Raw genomic sequence first — 23,907 nt, 5'->3', positions numbered from 1 at the left:
CGCAACACAACCTCAACTGAAGGTTGGGCAATCCGAGCCGATACTAAGTGTGTAAGGGATGACTTTTGAGGTTGTAGTTCTTACGAACTTTCCTTGTTTCATTCGTCATTTGAGGGCCGGTTTTCCGGCCCTTTTTTTATGCCCGACTTTTGCCATAGCGTTCTTATCAATCCTTTGAGAAGATTGCAGCATTGACCAGAACAATGCTGAAGCACCTGAAAGGACGCCTCATGACCCAGCACCTGCTCGCCATCGATCAGGGGACCACCAGTTCCCGCGCGATCATTTTCAATGCCTCCGGCCAAGCCATCGCCACAGCGCAACAGGAATTTCACCAGTACTTTCCGAAAGATGGCCAGGTGGAACACGAGGCCGGCGAAATCTGGCAAAGTACATTGGCAGTGTGCCGGGAGGTTCTCGAATCGTCAGGGCTGGATGCTTCGACCCTGGCGGGTATCGGCATTACCAATCAGCGGGAAACCACGGTGATCTGGGACCGGAAAACCGGAGAACCTATTCACCGCGCGATTGTCTGGCAGGATCGGCGCACGGCGTCTGTTTGCACCAAACTCAAATCCGATGGCCATGAAGGCACGGTGGTTGAACGCACCGGTCTCTTGATCGACCCGTATTTCTCCGCCACCAAGATTGCCTGGATACTCGACCATGTCGACGGTGCCCGCCAGAGAGCGGAAGCCGGCGAGCTTGCCTTCGGTACTGTGGACTGCTGGCTGCTCTGGAATCTGACTGGCGGGCGCTCCCACAAGACCGATGCCACCAACGCCTCGCGCACGGCGTTGTTCAATATCCATAGTCAGCAATGGGACGACGAGTTGTTGACCCTCTTCCGGGTTCCCCGGGCGCTGTTGCCGGAGGTGCTCGATTCCGCAGCGGATTTCGGCACCACCGACAGGCAGTGGCTGGGAGCGTCGGTGCAGGTCGCTGGCATCGCGGGCGACCAGCACGCAGCATTGATTGGGCAGGCCTGTTTCGAGCCCGGCATGGCGAAAAGCACCTATGGCACCGGTTGTTTCCTGATGCTGAATACCGGCGAAAAGGCGCTACGCTCCGAAAACCGGTTGCTGACAACCATGGCTTATCGTTTGAATGGCAAACCGTGCTATGCCATGGAAGGCAGCATCTTTGTTGCCGGCGCCGCCATGCAATGGCTCAGGGATGGGTTGAAGCTTATCAGTCACGCCCGTGAATCCTCTGATTACGCCTCGGAGGTGGGGGCGGAAAACCCGGTGTACCTGGTGCCGGCCTTTACCGGACTGGGTGCGCCACATTGGGATCCCCATGCCCGCGGGGCGATTCTCGGCCTTACCCGGGACACTGGAATCGGCGAGATCGTCACCGCCGGCCTGCAATCCGTGTGCTATCAGACCAAGGACCTGATCCGCGCCATCCAGAACGATGGTGCGTCCCTGCAGGCACTGCGGGTGGATGGTGGCATGGTGGTCAACGACTGGGTGATGCAGTTTCTGGCGGATATCCTCAATGTGCCGGTGGACCGCCCCCGCGTGACGGAGACCACGGCTCTGGGGGCGGCCTATCTGGCCGGGCTGCAGACCGGTGTATACCAGGGGCTGGACGAGATAGCACAACTCTGGGAGCGGGAACATCGCTTCGAGCCGGCTATGAAGCCGGCACTGCGGGAGACCCTGTACGCCGGCTGGCTGGATTCCGTGGAGCGGGTTTGTAATAACTGAGGTTCTGGCTCTCAGGTTCTCTCGAAGGCGATCAGATGGTCTGCCTCCACCCGGACTGGCACGTGTTCGCCTAGGTGAAAGTCCAGATGGCTCCGGAACAGGGCCTCGAATTCGGTGTCTTCCGAGCAGCGAAAGCGATAGAGCGTGGAGGTGCCGGCAAAGGTCTTTTCCACCACCTTTGGCTTCAGGTCAGAGCTGGCATCGTAGACGATGTCGTCTGGCCGGATCAGCACGTCGACCAGCGTGCCGGGCTGCCAGGTGTAGGCGCGGTTGCCGCGGATGACCCCCAGCTCGGACTCGATCGTGTCCGGTCCCAGCGCTTTTCCCGGAACGAAACCTCCCTGGCCCACGAAACCTGCAACAAAGCGGTTGGCCGGTTCGTGGTAAAGGTTGTAGGGCACGTCCCATTGCTGTATTCCGCCGTCTTTCAGAACCGCTACCTGGTCACACATGGCGAAAGCTTCCTGTTGATCGTGAGTGACCAGGATGGCACTGATGCCCAGTGTCTTGAGGATTTCCCGCACATCCAGGCTGAGTCGGCGGCGCAGATCTGCGTCGAGATTTGAGAACGGCTCGTCCAGCAATATCAGCGTGGGTTCCGGTGCCAGGGCGCGGGCAAGCGCTACCCTCTGTTGCTGCCCACCCGACAGTTCATGGGGGTAGTTGTCGGCGAGGTCCTGCAGGTGAACCACCTTGAGCAACTCGGTGACTTTCTGATGTTTTTCCTCGCGATCTTCCCTGCGCAAGCCAAAGCCGACGTTTTCGGCGATCGTCAGGTGTGGGAATAGAGCGTAGTCCTGAAACACCATGCCGATTCGGCGTTTTTCGGGAGGGAGAGTGAGGCCGGGCAAGCTGATGGAGCTGGACTGCAGGCAGATTTCACCAGTATTGATGGGAAGAAACCCAGCCAATGCCCGGAGGATGGTGCTTTTTCCGCAACCGCTGGGCCCAAGCAGGCAGCCGATATCGCCGTGGCTAAGAGCAAAGTTGACGTTCCTGACCACTGAGCCATCGCCATACCCGCAGGACAGGTTGTTGACTTCCAGCAGCCAGTCAGCAGTCTGAACCAGACGATCAGTCATTTGGTCAGTCCAGCCGATTGAGGATCAGGAATTCCAGCAGCGCCTTCTGGGCGTGCAAGCGGTTTTCGGCTTCATCCCAGACCACCGATCGCGGGTGGTCCATCATGTCTTCGGATATCTCCTCGCCACGGTGCGCGGGCAGGCAGTGCATGAACAGGGCGTCCTTGTCCGCCAACTTCATCAGCGAGGGATTGATCTGGTAGCTCTGGAAGGCCCTTTGACGAGCTTTCTGTTCGTCTTCCTGCCCCATGGAGGCCCAGACATCCGTGACCAGAAGGTCGGCGCTTCTGGCGGCTTCAGCCGGATCATGAACCACAGACACCTGTTCTTGGTGGGCTTGCAGCAATTCGCTGTCGGGCTCGTAGCCCTCTGGGCAGGCAACGCGCAGGTTAAACCCGAACTGGGTGGCTGCATTGATGTAGGACTGGCACATGTTGTTGCCATCTCCAATCCAGGCAACGGTGCCGCCGCGAATGCTGCCACGATGTTCACGATACGTCTGCATGTCGGCCAGCAGTTGGCAAGGGTGGAAGTCATCGGTCAGAGCGTTGATGACGGGCACCCTGGAGGCCGCGGCGAATGTCTCGACCGTGTCGTGGGCAAACGTCCGGATCATGACGGCGTCCACCATACTGGAAATCACAATGGCGGAGTCTTCAATAGGCTCTCCTCGTCCGAGTTGGGTGTCACGGGGGGAGAGGAACAGGGCAGCACCACCGAGTTGGGTCATGCCCGCCTCGAAGGACACCCGCGTACGGGTTGACGACTTCTCGAAGATCATTGCCAGGACACGATTCTTCAGGGTTTCGCGCACTGCGCCCTGGCGCCAATCGTTGCGGAGTTTAGTGCCGTGGTCGACCAGACTTTCAAGCTCACCGGAGCTGAAGTCATTGAGTGTGAGAAAATGCCTTACTGCCATGGGATGGCCCTTAATTAATCGATAACCCTGTCCAAGAAATCCGGGATCTATTCGTGGTTACAACCGGCCCGCGGTGGCTATTGTCCTGAAACGGCAATACGCCAGCGCGCGGTGAGAGCCGCACTGGCGGGAAATACGGAAACGGAGGTTGCCTGATTGCCTGAAAGGCAGGGGGTCAAGTCTAGCCCGTCAGGGGGCTGAAGACAACGCCAGGGCGTCTTCAGGTTCTCCGTCGTCATCAGGTGGTGTTTGGTGAGCGTCACGGGACGTGTACAATAGTGTCAAACATGTCGCAACCGGGCGACCCCGTTTCCAATGAGAGGTGAGAGTTCATGGACATCAACGAAACCATCAAGAGCCAGCTTGAGGAAAACGCCATTATCCTCTACATGAAAGGCACTCCACAGGCGCCGCAGTGCGGTTTCTCAGCGAAGACCGTCCAGGCGCTGATGGCATGTGGCGAGCGGTTTGCCTTCGTGAACATTCTTGATAATCAGGAATTGCGTGAAGGTCTGAAGGTCTATTCGAGCTGGCCAACCTACCCGCAGCTTTATATCAGCGGTGAGCTGGTGGGCGGCTGCGACATCATTCTTGAAATGTCGGAAAGTGGTGAGCTGGCCGAGCAGGTCAAGGCTGCTTCGAAACAGGCAGAAGCCTGAATTAACCGCGTTTAAAGTCGTTCCGGGGCGAAAATGAGTTCGACCCGGAATTGCTTCCTTCCTGAGTATTCTTCCGGTGGTTCTGGATAGGGGCTGGCTAGCAGGGCTGCCTGGTAAATCGCTCGATCTATTTCGTTGAAACCTGTTGATCTGGTGACCTTCGCATTGGTAAGTGCACCGCTTGGCAGTAATTTCAGTTCGATTTGACTGGTCACCGGCTCGGTAACGCTGCGGCTGGATGGAACGGGTCGTTTGCCGAGTTCCTTGCCAATGTGTACGGCCAGGCTTGCTATATAGGGATCCACATCTCGTGGAGACGAGGTAATCCGAGTGATCCTTTCCGGCGAGCTTTCCACCGGCTGCTTCGGGTTACCTGCGGTAGTAGCGCCTGAGTCCGGCGAGGGCGTTGTCTGTGCTGCAGGGAGGGGCTCCACCACGGCTGTTGGCGGTGGTGGTGCCGAGTTTTCGGTTTGTTCTCTTTTTCGGGGCTGACTGGTGTCGATTTGAGGCGATTCCACAGCAACGGACTCGTGCTGGTTGCTGCTGGGCGATGTCGCGTTGGCGGCGGATTCCGCCAAGGGAACACTGCCAGGGCTGACCAGCTCCACCTTCACGGTCTGACGATGGCTTTCCAGGTTTGGACTCGTAAAGGGAAGGGCGGCCATTACCAGGGTATGAAGCAGCAGGGCAATCGATATCGCCAGAGTGATCCGGTATTTGTCCGGAAGGCCGGTAACACTGCCATACTCCAGCATTGACGCTCAGGTGCTCCCGGTGCCTATCCCGCTTTGCTCCGCAAACTACCCACAACGGCATCCAAAGCCCGGTCAATCAGTGCCCCCTGTTCAAGGACGGTCAGGCGTCCGCGCCGCATTTCGTGGGCCAGGTCAGTGCGGGTTTTCTCGATCACTTTAAGCCCCATGCGGTTCACGAATACAAAGCAGTCCGCTTCCTCAATAATGGCGGACAGTTTGCAGCGGAAGCTGGCCCCGTTGACCAGGTTGAATTCCACCCAATTGCCGATTTCAATGGCATCAATCTGTGCCACGTATTCGGCGATGGCGGCGTCCTCGAGCTCCTGTTGACGCTCGATGGCGGTCTGGTGGGCTGTGGGTATGTCTTCTTCGGGTTCCGGCTCGGAAGAGTCTTCCATGGCTTCGGCCAGCGCGTTGGCCCGGAAAGCTTCCGTTAACTCGTGCTTGAGGTCCGCCATCATCTCATCCAGTTTGGATGAGTTGTAGGAAACCTCCTCAAGCCCTGCCCGGAGTGACTTCAGCAGGCCGGGAACCACGCGAACCCATTGGTCACGATCTTCATCTTCCTGGTGCGGGTGCAAGCACCAGATCAGATCGTCAACGACGCGGACCGTCTGCAACCACCGGTGTTCCACGTCGTCCCTCAGGTAGGCCAGGAACATCACCCGGCTCCAGCCGTTGATCAGGATGTTCCGCACCGGTTCCTGGAGTTTGTAACGAGCCAGTTTCTTCTGCAGCAGCTGATCAACAGTTTCCTGAGCCTTCTGCGACTTGATGCGGCCGCGTTCGGATTCCCGGGTGCGCTGCTCCACCAGGGAGGACTTGCGGTTCTCCCTCGCCAGGAACTGTTCGAACTCCTCGCCCAGGGTTTCAAAGAGTGTTACGTCACCATCGAATTCGTTCAGTATGCGAACGACAATGGCGTGGATCTGCTCGTACAGCTTGTCGCGGGTTTTCTCGTCACTCTCGCTCCAGCCAATGCCAGCCCGTGCCAGTGAGTTCAGCAGGCGGCGGGCGGGGTGAGTTGCTTTACTGAAGAATGATTTGTCCTTGATCACCACCTTGAGGATGGGAATCTGCAATCGGCTGATCAGGACCTGCACGGGGGCCGACAGGTTGTAATCGTCGAGAATGAATTCAAACAGCATGGACACGAGGTTGATCAGGTCCTCGTCCATTTCCGCCAGAGCCGGCTTTTTGCCATCGCTGGCCGTTCCTGCCTGTGCCAGCAACTGTTGGACAACCTGGTGCAGGTCAACCATTACCGGCTCGCCGGCACTCAGGTTTCCGCTGATCTGTTCACCGGAGGGGTGCTGCGGAAGGGAGCCGAGCAGGCTTGCCAGTTCCGCTCCCCCAACAACATGGATATTGGGGTCGGAGGCCCGTGGAGGAATGCCTGCGTTGGTGCGCTGCAGAGCCAGCATCTGCCGGATCTGTTCAAACATGGCACCTTCGTGGTGCCCTTGCTGACTTTCTGCGGCAGCGGGTTCCGTCGTCGCTCGGGCGTTCCCACCTGCTTCGTCAGCGTGAGTGCCTGATGCTGTCTTGCTCTGCTGTTTACCTGCCTTGCCGTGGTAGCGGAAATTTGGAATCACGCCAGCCTGGATGAGAATTCGGTTAGCTTCGTCCAGCAACATACCAAGGTTGGAAACAACGTAACGATCAAATTGCTTGAGCAGGATCAGGCGTTCGCGAATCTGGATTTCCAGGGCCTGGATGGCTTCCACAAAGGCGCTACAGAGGTGTTCTGGCGCCATGGGGTTAACCGGCGCTTCATCACTGGCGCCCGGATAAACCACACTGAAGCGTGTCTGCAGTTGTAACAAAGGGCCCTGAAAGTGCACCTTGGACTTGGTGATCATGGCATTCAGGGCAACTTGCTCCTCCAGGTCATCATCACCAACCAGCGATAAGCTGTCTGGGTTGGCCTGGCTGGCAAGGCTTTCATCGGCCGTCACGCTGCCGCTTTGGGGAGGATTGGCAAACAGTTGTGCAACCGCATTCTGGAAATGGCGCTCTACACCCTTCCGCTTGATACGGATTTCGCGCATAGCTTCAAAATAGCGGTTCTGCTCGTTGTTGCTCCTGGCATTGTTTGCCAGTTCGAACAACGAGTCATCAACTGCGTCAAATGCACCCTGCAACAAATCTCCCAGCCCAGCAACGACAGTGTCGCGGATGCGGACCACCTGTGCAGGTACGGGATTTGAACTCCCTGCCTCCCGGTGCTCGCGGAGATAATGTATGCCGGACTGCTTATTCATGGCCGACTCCTGTGTGCGCCTCAACCGGATACATAACCGAGCTTACAGCTGTATTTTTTCTTTATACGTTAAATCTACCGCATTTTAACACACGGTAACATGACCAAGCGCTAACAAAACCCACTAATGTTCTCGGGGCACCCCCAAGGAACGGCGGATCATATTTCGTCCGGCATGTCTTTACTATTTTTCACGTGACCCCAGTCTTGGGTGGAACCGCATTTCGGTCAAGAGAAAGGTTAAATTTTGATCTTTCTAAATGGTCAGGTGTTATAGCCAGATGATCTAACCCGCCGCGCGCTTTTTCTTTTTTTTCGGATGAACGATCGCAGCCTTGACCACGTTGTCCTTGATCTGGAGGACCTCAACACGATGTCCGCCCACCTTCAGGCACACGTTGGTGTCCGGGATGTTTTCCAGAGTTTCGGTGATGAGACCGTTGAGTGTTTTGGGGCCATCAATGGGCAGTTTCCAGCCAAGTGTCTTGTTAATGGTTCGAACAGCGGACGTACCATCGATTATGTAGGTGCCATCGTCCTGAGGGATGATGTCGGGGCTGGTGGCGGCGTAATCCGTGGTGAATTCGCCAACGATTTCCTCAAGGATGTCTTCCAGCGTCGCCAGGCCAAGCACCTCTCCGTACTCGTCAACGACGATGCCGAAGCGTCGTTTCTCCTTCTGGAAATTGATCAGCTGGGTATTGAGGGGCGTGCTTTCCGGAATGAAATAGGGTTCACGGCACAACTGCATCAGCATAGCCTTGTTGATTTCATCGTGAAGCAGGAGTTTTGACGCGTTGCGTAGGTGAAGTACGCCCTGAATGTTGTTGATGTCTCCCTTGAACACCGGCAAGCGAGTGTGTTGGCTGCTTCGCAGTTGGCGCAGGATGGTGTCCAGATCATCATCCAGATCAATGCCGACCACCTCGTTACGTGGCACCATGATGTCGTTTACGGTTACTTTTTCAAGGTCCAGGATGCTGACCAGCATGTCCTTGTGTTTGGCTGGGATAAGTGCGCCGGCTTCGTTTACGAGCGTTCTCAGCTCTTCGCGGCTAAGGTGCTCGTTGGCGGCATCGTCGGCGGACACGCCGATGATCTTCAGGATGGCGCCCGTAAACAGATTGACCGCCCAAACCACGGGATAGAGTAATTTAAGTAGCGGCCCGAGTACGTGGCTGGCTGGAAAGGCAATTTTTTCAGGAAACAGGGCCGCGAGGGTTTTGGGTGTGACTTCAGCAAAGATCAGGATGACGATGGTCAGCAGGACGGTGGCGATGGCAATCCCGGCATCACCCCATATACGGATGGCAATCACCGTGGCGATGGCCGAGGCAAAGATGTTGACGAAGTTGTTGCCTATCAGGATGACGCCGATCAGCTGATCGGTGCGATTAAGGAGAGATTGTGCTCTCCGGGCACCTCTATGGCCGGTCTTGGCCATGTGCTTCAGTCGGTACCGGTTCAGTGACATCATCCCGGTTTCAGAACTGGAGAAAAAGGCGGAAAGCAGGATAAGCCCTGCCAGGATGATGAACAGCGCGGTAAGCGATGTCTCGTTCAAGACTCAATGTCCTTATGTTGCCGACAAGTTGGGAAAATAGGCGGTTGAAAGTCGGGGTGTCAAGTTGGTGTCTGTCCGGGGAATGATTCGTGGTGGCGTCAGCCGCCTCTGTGAAAAATCAGTTCCAGCACAAACTTGCTTCCGTAGAAGGCAAGCATTAAAAGGGCGCAGCCCGCCAGTGTCCAGCGGCTGGCGGTAATGCCGCGCCAACCCTTTGTATAGCGCCCGATCAGCAATGCTATGAAGACAATGAGTGACAAAAGTGAGAACAGCGTTTTGTGGGCCAGATCCTGGACGAACAGATCGTCAATGAACAGAGCGCCGGTCACAATCGCCAGAATCAGCATGACCACGCCTGCCCACACTAGCTCGAACAGCAGTGACTCCATGGTCTGTAGTGGTGGCAGGTTGCGGATAAGGATGCTGTTATAGTTCTGTTTGAGCTGGCGATTCTGAAGGTAGAGCAGTACCGCCTGTATGGCGGCCAGCGTAAACAGGCTGTAGGCTGTCACCGACAATGCGATATGGGAGAGCATACCGTAGCTGTCTTCCGGCACCAGTCGGGAAGGGGAGTGCGTGATCAGGCTCATAATGATGGTCAGTGCCGCCAGCGGGTAAACGCCGAGGAAAAGGCTTTGTACCGGTTTTCGAAGGTTGAGGGCAAGCAGTAAAAAAGCAATCAGCCAGGAAATAAGGACGGAACTCTGGAAGAAGCCGAAATCGAAACCGCCTTCACGGTGAACGGTCTGTGCAATCAGCAGACCATGTGCTGTCAGGGCCAGCAAGCCAATAAGGGTGGTGATGGCGATGCTGGTGTGTACCCGTCCGCGGAAGCTGAGTGCCTGCAGGGCGGTACCTACGCTGTAAAGCAATAACGAAGTGACCGCGAGGATCAGCGTTCCCATGACGTCCTTTTTATAACCACTTTCAAACTCGAGATCGGCGGGGTTCCACGCCGATTTGACCGGGCTGGTCGTTTCAGAGCGATAGTCTGGTTATAATGTCGCGATTATGCAACAGGAATCAAGGAGCCTGATCGGGTTCCGGTGTTTCATGCAACCAATTTATCCGGGTACGGAAGAGCAACATGTTTGAAAACCTCCAGGACCGACTTTCCGGCAGTCTGCGCAAGATATCTGGGCAGGCGCGGCTGACCGACGACAATATAAAGGAAACGCTGCGTGAAGTGCGCATGGCGCTGTTGGAGGCGGACGTAGCCCTTCCCGTGGTCAAGGCATTCATTGAGGGTGTGCGTCAGCGGGCGATCGGGCAGGAAGTTCAGCGTAGCCTGAGTCCGGGCCAGGTATTTGTGAAAGTTGTCCAGCAGGAGCTTGAGCGCGTGATGGGGGACGGTAACGAGTCCCTCAATCTGGCGGTACAGCCACCGGCAGTGATTATGATGGCCGGCTTACAGGGCGCCGGCAAGACCACGACCGTAGCCAAGCTTTCCCGCTTTCTTAAGGAGAGGCAGAAAAAGTCCGTTCTGGTGGTGAGCGCTGACGTGTATCGCCCGGCGGCCATTCGTCAGCTGGAAACACTGGCTGGTGAAGTGGGTGTGGAGTTCTTTCCCAGTTCTGAGGACCAGGATCCTGTTGATATCGCCAATGGCGCCATGGATGCAGCCCGCAAGAAGCATATCGATGTTGTGATTCTGGACACGGCCGGCCGCCTGCACGTTGATGAACAGATGATGGGCGAGATTGGTCGGCTCCATAAAGCCGTCAACCCGGTTGAAACCCTGTTTGTGGTCGACGCCATGACAGGTCAGGACGCAGCCAACACAGCCAAGGCCTTTAACGATGCGCTGCCGCTGACGGGCGTTGTCCTGACCAAGACCGATGGCGACGCCCGTGGCGGCGCCGCGTTGTCGGTGCGTCACATCACCGGCAAGCCGATCAAGTTCCTGGGTGTGGGTGAGAAGTCCGATGCCCTGGAGCCGTTCCATCCTGACAGGGTGGCGTCCCGGATTCTGGGTATGGGGGATGTGCTCTCCCTTATAGAGGAAGCCGAGCGCAAGATTGATCAGAAGAAAGCCCAGAAACTGACAAAGAAGATCAAGAAAGGTAAGAGCTTTGATCTTGAAGACTTCCGTGACCAGCTTCAGCAGATGAAAAGCATGGGCGGCATCGGCGGTCTGATGGATAAGCTGCCCGGCATGGGTCAGATGGCGCAGATGGCCCAGCAACAGGTCAATGACAAGTCTATGGGGCAGATGGAGGCCATTATCTGCTCAATGACGGCGAAGGAGCGCCGCTACCCGGATGTGATTAACAACTCCCGCAAACGCCGCATTGCGACGGGGTCCGGTACGCAAATCCAGGATGTGAATCGTCTGCTTAAGCAGCACAAGCAAATGCAGAAAATGATGAAGAAATTCGGCAAGAAAGGCGGAATGGCTAACATGATGCGTGGTCTTGGCGGTATGATGCCGCCGGGTGGCGCAGGCGGTGGTATGCCCCCGCGTGGGCGTATGTAGAAACCGGGATGTATTCCCTGTTTTCTTTGGCGTTCATTTAGCATAGAATAGCGCCCCTTTCGAGTATGGGTCTTCGCGCCAGCCTTTGTTTGGCGGGTGTGAATCGTACAAAGTTCGTACAACAGAACAGGATATTGGTCGAAATGGTAATAATCCGTTTGGCTCGTGGCGGCTCCAAGAAGCGCCCGTTCTACCATCTGACAGTGACAGACAGCCGCAAATCCCGCGACGGTCGTTTTATCGAGCGCGTCGGTTTCTTCAACCCGGTTGCCCGTGGCCAGGAAGAGCGTCTGCGTATTGATCGTGATCGCGTCGATCATTGGCTGGGTCAAGGCGCCCAGACCAGCGAGCGCGTTGCACAGCTGCTGAAAGGCGCTGCGGCAGAGTAATTGAAAGAACGTTTCACCACCGGGGTTAGGGTATGGCTCAACACTCGCAGGAAACTGTGATTGGTCAGATTACCTCGGTGTTTGGGGTCAAGGGGTGGCTTAAAGTCTACTCCTACACTGACCCCAAGGACGGAATACTGAACTACCGCGACTGGACCTTGGTCCACAACGGCAAGCGTATCCCGGCCAAGCTTGAGGAAGGTCGCCGGCAAGGCCAGGGGATCGTCGTCAGGTTAAAAGGTATTGATGATCGTGAAGTGGCCCACAGTTACTGTGGTGCCGACGTTATCGTGTCTACCGAGGAATTGCCGCAGCTTCCCGAAGGGGAGTACTACTGGCATCAACTGGAAGGCCTCGACGTTTTCACGACAGAAGATGAGTGCCTGGGTAAGGTGCATCATCTGATAGAAACAGGCTCCAACGACGTCCTGGTGGTGCGGGCAACCGACGCCTCCATTGACCAGCGCGAGCGGCTGATTCCCTATCTTCCGGACCAGGTAATCCGGAGTGTGGATCTGGCCGGGTCGCGTTTGGTGGCCGATTGGGATCCGGAGTTCTGACGGGTGTGGATTGGTGCAGTCAGTCTGTTCCCGGAAATGTACGCTGCGGTGACGGATTACGGGATTACCGGAAGGGCCGTTCGTGATGGTCTGTTGACGTTCACGGCCTGGAATCCTCGGGAATTCACTCATGATCGTCATCGTACAGTAGAACGACCGGCCCTACGGTGGCGGCCCCGGTATGCTGATGAAAATTCAGCCATTGCGGGATGCCATTCATGCGGCGAGAGAGTCTGCTCCCGGACGCGCTTGCGTGGTTTATCTGTCTCCTCAGGGAGAACCGATGAATCAGGGCGTGGTTGAATCGCTGGCAGCGGAAGAGAATCTTATCCTCGTTGCTGGGCGGTATGAGGGTGTTGATGAGCGCCTGATATCGGCGGAAGTCGATCGGGAGGTGTCACTGGGAGACTTTGTACTGTCCGGTGGCGAGTTGGCGGCCATGGCTGTCATTGATGCGGTTACACGCCTCATCCCCGGAGCGCTGGGTCATGCGCAGTCGGCAGAGCAGGATTCCTTTGCTGACGGTTTGCTGGATTGTCCGCACTACACCCGGCCGGAGGTTTACGAAGGTCAGGCTGTGCCGGATGTTTTGTTAGGCGGTCACCATGATCAGATCCGGCGTTGGCGGCTGAAACAGTCGTTGAGGCGAACCCGGGAGCGACGCCCCGACCTGCTGGAAAAGCGGGTATTTACGGACGAAGAGCGTGAGCTGCTGGAAGAGATTTTGAACGAACCGGGTGCCTCTGAATCATCAGGGCATTAAAAGATTGGGTATCAGGAGCACATACGATGAGCGGCAAGAACAACATCATCAGTCAGATTGAATCAGAGCAGATGACCAAGGAAATCCCTGCCTTTGCGCCGGGTGATACCGTGGTTATTCAGGTTCGCGTTACCGAGGGCAACCGCGAGCGTCTTCAGGCGTTCGAGGGCGTCGTGATTGGCAAGCGCAACCGTGGCATGAACTCTTCCTTCACTGTACGGAAAGTTTCTTACGGTGTGGGTGTTGAGCGCACCTTCCAGACCTTCTCCAAACTGATCGACAGCATCAGCGTGAAGCGTCGTGGTGATGTTCGCCAGGCCAAGCTTTACTACCTGCGTGAGCTGTCCGGTAAGGCTGCTCGTATCAAGGAAAAGCTGGGCTGATCAGCACGGGTTGCTGGTTACAGTTCGTCAGGAAAAGGCAGCCCAAGGCTGCCTTTTTCGTGTCCGGTTACCGGAATCTCCCGTGTCCGTTTCGTTTCGAGTAGGCTGCTATGCCCCGGAAACCCACCTCCAAAGTTGAGCTTCGGTCGCAGGATGAAGCGGTCATTGTGCGCTTCACCGATGCTATCTGGCTTGAAGATGGGTTGGGCGAAAAAACCCGTCAGGCCTACCGGAGTGATCTTGAGCGGTTGGCGGCCTGGCTGCAGGAGCAGCCGGAAAAGCCCCTGCTGACTGAGGTGCGCCGTACCGATTTGCTGGGCTGGATATCCCGTGGGTTGTCTGATGGTTTCAAAACCTCCACGGCTGCGCGTCGCCTTTCCGGTTTGCGTCGTTTTTTTCGCTACCTTTTGCGGGAAGGCGTAATTGCAGAAGACCCCACGCTACGAATAGACAGTCCCCGCCTTCCCCGACGATTGCCAGATTCCCTGTCGGAGGAGGATGTGGAGAATCTGTTGATGGAGCCTGACCCCGAGGTGCCTATCGAGCTTCGCGACAAGGCGATGATGGAAATCCTGTACGGCTGCGGTTTGCGGGTTTCGGAGCTTGTGGCTTTAACGGTGGATGAGGTGAACCTGCGCCAGGGGGTGATCAGGATTGTTGGCAAGGGCAACAAAGAACGCCTGGTTCCGCTTGGCGAGGAAGCGGTTGATTGGCTGGTGCGTTACATGAGGGAAGGGCGGGGCGAACTTCTCAGGGGGCGGGCCAGTAATGCCCTGTTTCCGGGTAATCGCCCGGCCGCGATGACTCGGCAGACCTTCTGGCACCGGATAAAGCATTACGCGCTCCGGGCTGGGGTTCACAAGCATCTGTCACCCCATACTCTTCGGCATGCCTTTGCCACGCATCTGTTGAATCATGGTGCGGACTTGCGCGTGGTCCAGATGCTGCTTGGGCATTCGGACTTGTCGACAACCCAGATATACACCCATGTGGCACGTCAGCGATTGCAATCGCTGCATCAGGCTCATCATCCGCGAGGTTAGGGTGTCGTAACGTCCCGGGTTAGTCGGCGGCCATGGCGCTTGGTACACTGAACTTTTTACGGGCAGTAGTGTCGCACAAACTCGGCGGGATTCGCCGTCTGACAGGCTATATACCTTCGTGATTCTGGAAAACTGGAAACCAATATGCTGATCAAGAACGTGTTTAAACCCCTGCTGCCTCTGGTGCTCACTGCGCTGGCGGCCGGCGCTCACACCGCTCATGCGGGCGAGGTCGAGGATGCGATTGCCGACAAACTCACCGCAGCGATTCCGGGGCTGAAGATATCCGATGTCCGCAAGTCGGAGGCTGAGGGTTTGTACGAGGTATACAGTAATAACGGCGATGCCATTTTCACCACGGCCGATGGCCAGTACCTCCTGACCGGCGACCTGCTGAAGGTGACCGCTAATGGTATTGCCAACATCTCTGAACAGGGCCGGGCGTCCCAGCGCGCTCAAACCATGGATGAGTTTGGTGATAAGGGGCTAATCAGTTTTCCGGCCAAGGGCACCGAAAAGGCTTCTATTGCAGTGTTCACCGATATCGATTGCCCTTATTGTCGCAAGCTGCATGATGAGGTTCCGCGGCTGAACGAACTGGGCATTACTGTCAATTACTATGGCTTCCCCCGCTCCGGCCCCAATACGCCCTCTTTTCGCAAGTACATTTCCGTCTGGTGTTCCGACGATCCGCAGGCTGCCATGAACGCGGCCAAACAGGGTCGTTCCGTGGATGAGCAAAGTTGTGAGAACCCGGTCAGGGAGCAATTCGAGCTGGGTAGTCGCGTTGGTGTGACGGGCACCCCGGCGATTGTATTGGAAGACGGTAATATGGTGCGTGGTTACGTGCCGTCGGAAAAACTGGCTGAAGGCCTGGGGCTGCTCTGATAGGCTACGGAATGTCTCCTTTGCCTGTTCATCAGGCGGGGCTTATTCGGGCGCCCGTTAACCGTTATACTATCGCGCCCCACAGCAACCCATCGGGAACAGAGGTGAAAGCTTGAAAGACGTCAATGTCGGAATCTGCGGACTGGGAACAGTCGGTGGTGGTACGTTCAACGTACTGACCCGGAATGCCAGCCTGATCACGGGCAGGACGGGTTTCAATCTCCGTATTGCCCGGGTGGCGACACGCACCCCGCGCAATGAGTTTGATCTGGGGGATATCCCGTTCAGTACCGACATTTTTGACGTGGTGAACGACCCGTCCGTGGATGTTGTGGTCGAACTGATTGGTGGCTACGACACCGCAAGGGAGCTGGTGCTGGCTGCTATCAAGAATGGCAAGCACGTGGTTACGGCCAACAAGGCGTTGATTGCCGTTCATGGCAACGAAATCTTTGAGGCGGCGGCCAAGCAGAATGTGATCGTTTCCTACGAGGCTGGCGTTGCCGGTGGCATTCCCGTCATCAAAGCTGTTCGCGAAGGTATGGCGGCTAACCGGGTCGACTGGATTGCCGGCATCATCAACGGCACCGGTAACTATATTCTCACCGAAATGCGGGCCGGTCGTGAGTTCGCGGAAGTGCTAAAAGAAGCCCAGGACCTGGGGTATGCCGAGGCGGACCCGACCTTCGACGTGGAAGGTATCGACGCCGCCCACAAGTTGACGATCCTCGCCTCTGCAGGCTTTGGTGTGCCGCTGCAATTTGAAAAGGCCTACACCGAGGGGATTTCGGAAATAACCCCCTATGACATCGCTCATGCGGAGATCCTTGGCTACCGCATCAAGCACCTGGGGATTGCGCGCCGTCGGGATGAAGGCATAGAGCTGAGGGTGCATCCCACCCTGGTTCCACGCAGCCACCTGATTGCTCAGGTTGATGGTGTACTGAATGCGGTTCTGGTTGATGGCGATGCCGTTGGCCAGACCATGTATTACGGCCCAGGCGCCGGCGACGAAGCCACAGCATCGGCGGTCATCGCCGATATCATCGACGCCGCCCGCTCCGTGGCCGCCAAGAGCAACCAGCGGGTTCCTTACCTCGGCTTCGAGCCTGCGGCAATGGAAGATCTGCCAGTGTTGCCGATGGAAGATGTCCAGTCGGCCTATTACCTGCGTATACAGGCACTGGACCGTCCGGGTGTGCTGGCGAAAGTTGCCTCCATCCTCAGTGAGCACGGCATCAACATCGAGTCCATTATGCAGAAAGAATCGGAGCTGAAAGATGGCCGAATCCCGGTGATCATCCTGACCCATACGGTTCAGGAGCGACAGATCAACCGCGCCATTGAAGAGCTGGAAGCCCTGAGCGATATCGACGGAAAAGTCGTCCGTATCCGCGCCGAAAACTTTAACTGACAGGAACGCAAGGTGAGATACATCAGTACACGGGGCGAAGCTCCCGCCCTGGGCTTTGAAGACGTCCTGCTGACAGGCCTGGCCACTGACGGTGGCCTGTATGTCCCGGAATCGCTGCCTCACTTCAGCCTTGAGGAAATCCGCAACTGGCGAGGGCTTTCCTACAGCGAGCTCGCTTTCAAGGTGATGCACCCCTTCGTCGACGACGCGATTCCAGCGGAGGATTTCCGCCAGATGCTGGACGACACCTACGGAGAGGTCTTTGCTCATAAGGCGGTGGCACCGCTGGTTCAATTGGACACCAATGAGTGGGTCATGGAGCTGTTCCGCGGTCCTACCCTGGCGTTCAAGGATTTTGCCCTGCAACTGTTGGGGCGCCTGTTGGACTATGTACTGGAGAAACGCAAACAGCACGTGGTGATCATGGGGGCAACGTCCGGTGATACTGGTTCCGCTGCTATCGAGGGGTGCCGTCGGTGCGAACACGTCGACATTTTCATCCTGCATCCCCATGAACGGGTGTCCGAGGTGCAGCGTCGCCAGATGACCACCGTGAAGGGCGACAATATCCACAACATCGCAGTGCGCGGCAACTTTGATGACTGCCAGCGCATGGTGAAGGCGAGTTTTGGTGATCAGTCATTCCTCGGTGGTCAAACGCAGCTTGCGGCGGTGAATTCCATTAACTGGGCCCGCATCATGGCCCAGATCGTATACTACTTTCATGCATCCCTGGCGCTCGGCGGGCCGGATCGGAGCATGGCGTTCTCGGTACCCACGGGTAACTTCGGCGACATTTTCGCGGGCTATCTTGCCAAGAAAATGGGACTGCCAATTTCCCAGTTGGTGATTGCCACCAACCGTAACGACATCCTGCATCGCTTTATGAGCGGCAACCGCTACGAGCAGCTCCAGCTTGAGCATACCCTGTCGCCAAGCATGGACATCATGGTGTCCAGCAATTTCGAGCGCCTGTTGTTCGACCTGCACGGTCGCGACGGCGCTGCGGTAAAGGACCTGCTGGAGAATGCCACCAAGGGCCCTGTCAGCATCGAAGAGTACCGCTGGAAGCATGCCCGGAAACTGTTTGACAGTGACGCGGTGGATGACGAGGGCACCACGGACACCATTCGTGAAGTGTTTGATCGGAACGAGTACCTGCTCGACCCCCATACCGCCATCGGCGTGCGCGCGGCCCGCAACTGCCGTCGTGACCCGGCGGTACCGATGATTACCCTGGGTACTGCGCATCCGGCCAAGTTCCCGGATGCGGTGTTGCGCTCAGGTGTTAAGGCCGAGCCGTCCCTGCCGGTGCATATGTCGGACCTGTTCGAGCGGGAAGAGCAATACACCGTGCTGGATAATGATCTGCCCGCGGTGCAGGACTTTATCGCCAAGCACTGGAAAAATACCTGAGCGGTATGACACCCAAAAAGATCCTTCGTCGCCCTGGTTCGGATACCACTCCGGACTGGGGCCAGAATCTGCCCTCACTGCTTCGCCGTCTCTACGCTGCCCGTGGTGTGACGTCCGATGACCAACTCAACTACACACTGAAACACCTGGCGTCCCCCATGGACCTGAGGGGCGTTGACCGAGCCGTTGCCCTTCTGACGGAAGCGATCACTAGCCAGCAACGGGTACTGGTACTGGGGGATTTCGACGCCGACGGCGCCACCAGCACGGCGGTTGCCATGCTCGGATTGGGTATGTTGGGGCTGCACGATATCGATTTCCGTGTACCCAGCCGGTTTTCCGACGGTTACGGTTTGACGCCCGGCATTATCCACCGACTGAGAGATGAGGATTCACTGCCGGACCTGCTGGTGACCGTGGACAACGGTATTTCCGCTGTGGAAGGGGTCGGGGCTGCCCGGGAACTGGGCATTAGAGTCGTCGTGACCGACCATCACCTGGCTGGCGAAACCCTGCCCGATGCGGATGCCATCGTGAACCCCAACCAGCCCGGCTGCCCGTTCCTGAGCAAGAACGCGGCGGGCGTGGGTGTGATGTTCTATGTGCTAACAGCCCTGCGTAAGCATCTCCGGGAGCAGGGTTTGCTGCCCGAGCCACAGCCGAATCTTGGTAGTCTCCTGGACCTGGTGGCGCTCGGTACGGTGGCTGACGTTGTTCCTCTGGACCACAATAACCGCATTTTCGTGGAGCAGGGCCTGCGTCGCATTCGCCAGGGAGAGGCTCGCCCCGGTATTCTGGCGCTGCTGGAAGTGGCCGGCCGCGACCACAGCGAAATCAGCTCCACGGACCTTGGTTTTGTGGTTGGTCCCAGACTGAACGCTGCCGGTCGCCTGGACGATATGAGTGTGGGCATTGCCTGCCTGCTGGCAGACAGCCGTGACGAAGCCCAGCGCCTCGCCCGCGAACTGGATACCTTCAACCGCGAACGTCGCACTATCGAAAAAGACATGAAAACCCAGGCCCAGGACCTGTTGGCGTCCATGTCGCTGGACATTGAGGGCCTGCCGTGGGGCCTGGCCCTGTTCGACACCGACTGGCACCAGGGTGTGATTGGCATACTGGCAGCCCGTATTCGTGAGCAGACCCACCGCCCGACGATTGCGTTTGCGCCGGACGACAACGGCGAAGACATCAAGGGTTCCGCCCGTTCCATCCCGGGCCTGCATATCCGCGACGTGCTCGCCGTGGTTGATGCCAGACACCCGGGGATGATGAAAAAATTCGGCGGTCATGCCATGGCGGCAGGCATGACCCTGTCCCGCGGTGACCTGGATGCGTTCAGTGACGCGTTCGACCGGGCGGTCCGCGATACCCTGCGGGCGGAAGACCTGGAAGCGGCCATCACCACCGATGGCCCCCTGAGCCCGGACGAGCTTCACCTGGAAACCGCCACCCTGTTAAAGCGTGCCGGTCCCTGGGGGCAGCATTTCCCGGAGCCCCTGTTTGACGGCAACTTCCGTGTGGTCAGCCAGCGCATTGTCGGCGAGAACCACCTGAAGCTGGTACTCCAACCAGAAGAGGGCGGCGCCATCATCGATGGCATCGCCTTCAACACCGGGCCGGAAGTGCCTGACTACACCAGGACTGGTGCGCGGGTGGTTTATAAGCCTGATGCGAATACCTTTCGTGGGCGTACCAATTTGCAGCTTCTGGTGGATTATTTGGAGCCGCTGGTCTGAGAGTCTAAGAGTCTGGCACAGGGGTGGGTACTCTTTTCTTCTGGGAAAAGAACTCGCTTCGCTCGGACACCTTTTCCCGGCAGAAAAGAGTACCCACCCCTATGCCGATTGAACCTGGGAGATAGCGCCGTAATTATACCTTTGTGGCGATAACTCGTGATTTGGGCATTGGTCGGTGAGGCCCTTCCAGGATCGTCAAAAACATGGATGTTTTTGTCGAGCGTACAGGGACGTATTCACCGCGTATCCTGGAAGGGCCTCATCGACCAATGCAGGCACCCAGTCAAAAACCCACCGGCTGATTTAAAAACAGATTTCCGGTAGAATCTCGCGTCTGATTTTGATCGCATTCATTTTCCGAGCGAGAGTAAGGATTTCATGGAAATCAATCCCATTGTTACGAAGATAAAAGACCTTCGTGAGCGCACTGAAGCGCTCAGGGGGTATCTTTGACTACGATCAGCGTAGTGAAAGACTGACTGAAGTTGAGCGTGAGCTGGAAGTGCCTTCCGTATGGGAAGACCCCGAACGGGCGCAGGCGCTGGGCAAGGAACGCTCCGATCTTGAATTGATTGTTCGTACCATCGACAACCTCACCTCCGGCCTTGAAGACGCCGAGGGTCTGCTCGAAATTGCGGACGAGGAAGAGGACGAGGGCACGGCTGCGGAGATCGAAGCCGATCTGGCCGGGCTTGACAAAGAGCTCGAGAAGCTCGAATTCCGCCGCATGTTCTCCGGCGAGATGGATGCCAACAACGCCTATCTGGACATTCAGGCCGGCTCCGGCGGTACTGAGGCCCAGGACTGGGGCAATATGCTGTTGCGCATGTACCTGCGTTGGGCTGAGCGCCGTGGTTTCAAGGCCGAGATCGTCGAATTGCAGGAAGGCGATGTGGCCGGCATCAAGAGTGCGACCATTCACATCCAGGGCGATTATGCGTTTGGCTGGTTGCGCACGGAAACCGGTGTGCATCGTCTGGTGCGAAAATCGCCGTTTGATTCCGGCAACCGCCGTCACACGTCGTTCTCATCCGTATTTGTCTCACCGGAAGTGGACGACAGTTTCGAGATTGAAATCAATCCGGCGGACCTCCGTGTCGATGTCTACCGTGCCTCGGGTGCGGGTGGTCAGCACGTAAACCGGACCGAATCTGCTGTGCGTCTGACTCATAATCCCACCGGGATTGTCGTGGCCTGTCAGGCTGGCCGAAGCCAGCATCAGAACAAAGACCAGGCCATGAAACAGCTGAAGGCCAAGCTGTTTGAGCGTGAGATGCAGGAGCGTAACGCCGAGAAACAGAAGGCGGAAGATGCCAAGGCGGATATTGGTTGGGGCAGCCAGATTCGCTCCTACGTGCTGGACGACAGCCGTATCAAGGACTTGCGCACCAAGGTGGAAACCAGCAATACCCAGTCGGTGCTGGACGGTGACATCGACAAGTTCATCGAAGCCAGCCTTAAGATGGCGCTGTAAACAGCGCCTTCGCCATGCTAACCCGGACAATTCCCGATTTTGCGAGCCAACATGACTGAACACACCCCGAATGCACAGCCAGAGGACAACAAGCTGATTGCCGAGCGCCGCGCCAAGCTGGCGGAGATGCGTGATCAGGGCAATGCCTTTCCCAACAACTTCCGTCGCGATGCCACCGCGGCCGAGCTTTTGGCCAAATATGGCGATAAGAGCAAGGAAGAGCTGGCTGAGATGGGCATTCAGGTGGCTGTTGCCGGCCGCATGATGCTTGATCGCAAAGCGTTCAAAGTGGTTCAGGACATGACGGGCCGCATTCAGATCTATGCCTCAAAGGACGTCCAGAAAGACACCAAGCACTGGGACCTGGGCGATATCGTGGGTGTGCGCGGTATTCTGTGCAAGTCGGGCAAGGGCGACCTCTATGTGAGCATGGATGAGTACACGTTGTTGACCAAGTCGCTGCGCCCATTACCGGAGAAGCACAAGGGGCTGACCGACACCGAAGCCCGGTATCGTCACCGTTATGTTGACCTGATGGTGAACGAAGACAGTCGCCGCGTGTTCTATGCGCGCTCGAAGATTATCAGCGTCATGCGTCAGTACTTCACTGACCGGGACTTCATGGAAGTCGAAACCCCAATGCTGCAGGTGATTCCTGGTGGTGCCACGGCGCGCCCGTTTGTGACCCACCACAACGCCCTGGGTATCGACATGTACCTGCGTATTGCTCCAGAGCTGTTTCTCAAGCGCCTGGTGGTCGGTGGTTTCGAGCGGGTATTCGAAATCAACCGCAACTTCCGAAATGAAGGGCTTTCCACCCGCCATAACCCGGAATTCACCATGGTGGAGTTCTATCAGGCCTATGCCGATTACAATGACCTGATGGACCTTACCGAAGACATGCTGCGCACCATTGCTCAGAAAGTACTCGGTACCACCACAGTCGTGAACACCCGTACCCTGTCCGATGGCGAGGAAGAAACCATTGAGTATGACTTCGGCAAGCCTTTCGAGCGCCTGACCGTGGTGGACGCCATCCTGCGATACAATCCTGATATCAAAGCCGAACAACTGGCCGATGAAACCAGTGCCCGCCAGCTGGCGAAGGATCTGGGCATTCACCTTAAAGAAGGCTGGGGACTGGGCAAGGTGCAGATTGAAATCTTTGAAGCGACCGCTGAACATCGCCTGATGCAGCCGACGTTCATTACCGATTACCCGAAAGAAGTGTCACCGCTGGCCCGCTGCAAGGACAACGACACGTTCGTCACCGAGCGTTTCGAGTTCTTCGTGGGTGGCCGCGAGATCGCCAACGGATTCTCCGAGCTTAACGACGCCGAAGACCAGGCCGAGCGCTTCCAGGATCAGGTGGCCGAGAAAGACGCCGGCGATGACGAAGCCATGTTCTACGATGAAGACTACGTCATGGCGCTGGAATACGGCCTGCCACCAACTGCAGGCGAAGGCATCGGCATCGACCGTCTGGCCATGCTGCTGACGGATTCCGCGTCCATTCGCGACGTCATCCTGTTCCCGGCCATGCGCCCGGAGCACAAGGCTGAAACGAAGAAAGACGAGGGCTGAACATGCAGCCGGTGGAGATACTGGCAAGCCAGCTAAAATCGGGTCGAGGTTGGACGGAGCACCTTGGTGACGAATTCCGTCAGCCCTACATGAAGCAGCTGGCCGAATTCCTGGCGGCGGAGGAACAGGCCGGGAAAACCCTGTTCCCCGCCAGCCAGCATTGCTTCAACGCCCTGAACAGCACGCCGCTGGATAAGGTGCGCGTGGTTATCCTCGGCCAGGACCCCTACCACGGTCCCGGCCAGGCCCACGGCCTGTGCTTCTCCGTGCGCCCGCACGTGGCCACGCCGCCGTCGCTGGTCAACATCTTCAAGGAAATTCACGCCGACCTCGGCATTCAGCCCCCAGACCACGGCTGCCTGCAACCCTGGGCGGAGCAGGGCGTGCTCCTTCTCAACAGCGTCCTCACCGTCGTCCAAAGCCAGGCCGGCGCCCACCAGGGCAAAGGCTGGGAAGCCTTCACCGACCGTGTCATCGAAACCATCAACCGGGAACGTGAGGGGGTGGTGTTTCTACTCTGGGGAAGCTACGCCAAGAAAAAAGGTCAGCACATTGACCGAAACAAGCATTTGGTATTGGACGGGCCACATCCATCGCCGTTAAGCGCCTACCGCGGCTTCTTCGGCTGCAAGCATTTTTCCCGAGCGAACGAGTGGTTACAGCAGAAGGGCCTGCCGACCGTTGATTGGTCTTTGCCAAACAAATCGGAGCTGCTGGAACAATACGGAAAAAGCCAGTCGAGGGAATAGCGCGGAGCGCAAAGGGCGACCCGCAACAACTATGATCGGCCGGAGGTGGGAGTATTTTCTCTGACAGGAAAAGGT

At 57.2% G+C, this 23,907-nt stretch carries 20 protein-coding genes and 1 pseudogene; 15 read left to right on the top strand and 6 right to left on the bottom strand.

All coding sequences use genetic code 11. From position 1 onward, the window contains the following. Window positions 1-230: 230 nt before the first annotated feature. Window positions 231-1,712: a glycerol kinase GlpK gene (gene glpK, locus R1T46_RS19680; protein WP_317306728.1), complete on the top strand. Its 1,482-nt coding sequence runs from the start codon at window positions 231-233 to the stop codon at window positions 1,710-1,712. Between the two features lie 11 nt (window positions 1,713-1,723). Here the strand turns inward: glpK and R1T46_RS19675 are convergent, their stop codons facing one another. After that, the gene (locus R1T46_RS19675) at window positions 1,724-2,794 is read right to left on the bottom strand and encodes an ABC transporter ATP-binding protein (RefSeq protein WP_317306727.1); all 1,071 of its coding nucleotides are present in this window, start codon (window positions 2,792-2,794) and stop codon (window positions 1,724-1,726) included. Between the two features lie 4 nt (window positions 2,795-2,798). Further along, window positions 2,799-3,713, bottom strand: a complete 915-nt coding sequence (gene argF, locus R1T46_RS19670; RefSeq protein WP_317306726.1) for an ornithine carbamoyltransferase — start codon at window positions 3,711-3,713, stop codon at window positions 2,799-2,801. Between the two features lie 332 nt (window positions 3,714-4,045). On the opposite strand from argF, the gene grxD reads away from it, so the two are divergent. Further along, window positions 4,046-4,372 (top strand): Grx4 family monothiol glutaredoxin, encoded by a 327-nt coding sequence (gene grxD, locus R1T46_RS19665; RefSeq protein ID WP_317306725.1) that lies wholly within the window; start codon window positions 4,046-4,048, stop codon window positions 4,370-4,372. An 11-nt stretch (window positions 4,373-4,383) separates the two neighbouring features. Here grxD and R1T46_RS19660 read toward each other — a convergent pair whose 3' ends face one another. The 4 genes from R1T46_RS19660 to R1T46_RS19645 all read right to left on the bottom strand — a co-directional run bounded on the left by R1T46_RS19660 (window position 4,384) and on the right by R1T46_RS19645 (window position 9,859). Then, a complete protein-coding gene (locus R1T46_RS19660) occupies window positions 4,384-5,127 on the bottom strand; it encodes a TonB family protein (protein ID WP_317306724.1) in 744 nt (247 codons plus the stop codon). 23 nt (window positions 5,128-5,150) lie between these two features. Next, the gene (locus tag R1T46_RS19655; RefSeq protein ID WP_317306723.1) at window positions 5,151-7,391 is read right to left on the bottom strand and encodes a DUF1631 domain-containing protein; all 2,241 of its coding nucleotides are present in this window, start codon (window positions 7,389-7,391) and stop codon (window positions 5,151-5,153) included. 285 nt (window positions 7,392-7,676) lie between these two features. Next, window positions 7,677-8,954 carry an HlyC/CorC family transporter gene (locus tag R1T46_RS19650; RefSeq protein ID WP_292047981.1) on the bottom strand — a complete coding sequence of 426 codons (1,278 nt, stop codon included), beginning with the start codon at window positions 8,952-8,954 and terminating at the stop codon, window positions 7,677-7,679. A 98-nt stretch (window positions 8,955-9,052) separates the two neighbouring features. Continuing rightward, on the bottom strand, window positions 9,053-9,859 hold the full coding sequence (locus R1T46_RS19645) for an inner membrane protein YpjD (protein WP_286810970.1): 807 nt from the start codon (window positions 9,857-9,859) through the stop codon (window positions 9,053-9,055). Between the two features lie 182 nt (window positions 9,860-10,041). Between R1T46_RS19645 and ffh the strand changes: the two genes are divergently transcribed. The 13 genes and pseudogenes from ffh (at window position 10,042) to ung (ending at window position 23,832) form a co-directional block, all read left to right on the top strand. Continuing rightward, window positions 10,042-11,430 carry a signal recognition particle protein gene (ffh, locus tag R1T46_RS19640; protein ID WP_317306722.1) on the top strand — a complete coding sequence of 463 codons (1,389 nt, stop codon included), beginning with the start codon at window positions 10,042-10,044 and terminating at the stop codon, window positions 11,428-11,430. 143 nt (window positions 11,431-11,573) lie between these two features. Then, a complete protein-coding gene (gene rpsP, locus R1T46_RS19635; protein WP_286847983.1) occupies window positions 11,574-11,819 on the top strand; it encodes a 30S ribosomal protein S16 in 246 nt (81 codons plus the stop codon). Window positions 11,820-11,851: 32 nt separating this feature from the next. After that, window positions 11,852-12,379: a ribosome maturation factor RimM gene (gene rimM, locus R1T46_RS19630; protein WP_317306720.1), complete on the top strand. Its 528-nt coding sequence runs from the start codon at window positions 11,852-11,854 to the stop codon at window positions 12,377-12,379. A 3-nt stretch (window positions 12,380-12,382) separates the two neighbouring features. Beyond that, a pseudogene (trmD, locus tag R1T46_RS19625) lies at window positions 12,383-13,142 on the top strand (tRNA (guanosine(37)-N1)-methyltransferase TrmD). A 26-nt stretch (window positions 13,143-13,168) separates the two neighbouring features. Beyond that, the gene (rplS, locus tag R1T46_RS19620; RefSeq protein ID WP_292047987.1) at window positions 13,169-13,525 is read left to right on the top strand and encodes a 50S ribosomal protein L19; all 357 of its coding nucleotides are present in this window, start codon (window positions 13,169-13,171) and stop codon (window positions 13,523-13,525) included. Between the two features lie 110 nt (window positions 13,526-13,635). Next, window positions 13,636-14,568 (top strand): site-specific tyrosine recombinase XerD, encoded by a 933-nt coding sequence (xerD, locus tag R1T46_RS19615; RefSeq protein WP_317306719.1) that lies wholly within the window; start codon window positions 13,636-13,638, stop codon window positions 14,566-14,568. Between the two features lie 144 nt (window positions 14,569-14,712). Beyond that, window positions 14,713-15,456 carry a DsbC family protein gene (locus R1T46_RS19610; RefSeq protein ID WP_317306718.1) on the top strand — a complete coding sequence of 248 codons (744 nt, stop codon included), beginning with the start codon at window positions 14,713-14,715 and terminating at the stop codon, window positions 15,454-15,456. Between the two features lie 112 nt (window positions 15,457-15,568). Further along, window positions 15,569-16,870, top strand: coding sequence for a homoserine dehydrogenase (locus R1T46_RS19605; protein WP_317306717.1), 1,302 nt, complete (start codon window positions 15,569-15,571; stop codon window positions 16,868-16,870). 12 nt (window positions 16,871-16,882) lie between these two features. Beyond that, window positions 16,883-18,286, top strand: coding sequence for a threonine synthase (gene thrC, locus R1T46_RS19600; RefSeq protein ID WP_317306716.1), 1,404 nt, complete (start codon window positions 16,883-16,885; stop codon window positions 18,284-18,286). A gap of 5 nt (window positions 18,287-18,291) precedes the next feature. Further along, window positions 18,292-20,025 (top strand): single-stranded-DNA-specific exonuclease RecJ, encoded by a 1,734-nt coding sequence (gene recJ / locus R1T46_RS19595; protein ID WP_317306715.1) that lies wholly within the window; start codon window positions 18,292-18,294, stop codon window positions 20,023-20,025. 378 nt (window positions 20,026-20,403) lie between these two features. Next, a protein-coding gene (gene prfB, locus R1T46_RS19590) for a peptide chain release factor 2 (RefSeq protein ID WP_126810486.1) occupies window positions 20,404-21,499 on the top strand; the annotation gives its coding sequence in 2 pieces (ribosomal slippage) (window positions 20,404-20,475 and window positions 20,477-21,499; 1,095 coding nt in all). 51 nt (window positions 21,500-21,550) lie between these two features. After that, window positions 21,551-23,083, top strand: a complete 1,533-nt coding sequence (gene lysS, locus R1T46_RS19585) for a lysine--tRNA ligase (RefSeq protein WP_305937026.1) — start codon at window positions 21,551-21,553, stop codon at window positions 23,081-23,083. Between the two features lie 2 nt (window positions 23,084-23,085). Beyond that, window positions 23,086-23,832, top strand: a complete 747-nt coding sequence (ung, locus tag R1T46_RS19580; RefSeq protein WP_317306712.1) for a uracil-DNA glycosylase — start codon at window positions 23,086-23,088, stop codon at window positions 23,830-23,832. Window positions 23,833-23,907: the final 75 nt, after the last annotated feature.

The organism is Marinobacter salarius (assembly GCF_032922745.1).
Classification (GTDB): domain Bacteria; phylum Pseudomonadota; class Gammaproteobacteria; order Pseudomonadales; family Oleiphilaceae; genus Marinobacter.
The sequence above is the reverse complement of the archived record's forward strand: the minus strand, read 5'-3'. Positions and strand labels throughout refer to the sequence as shown.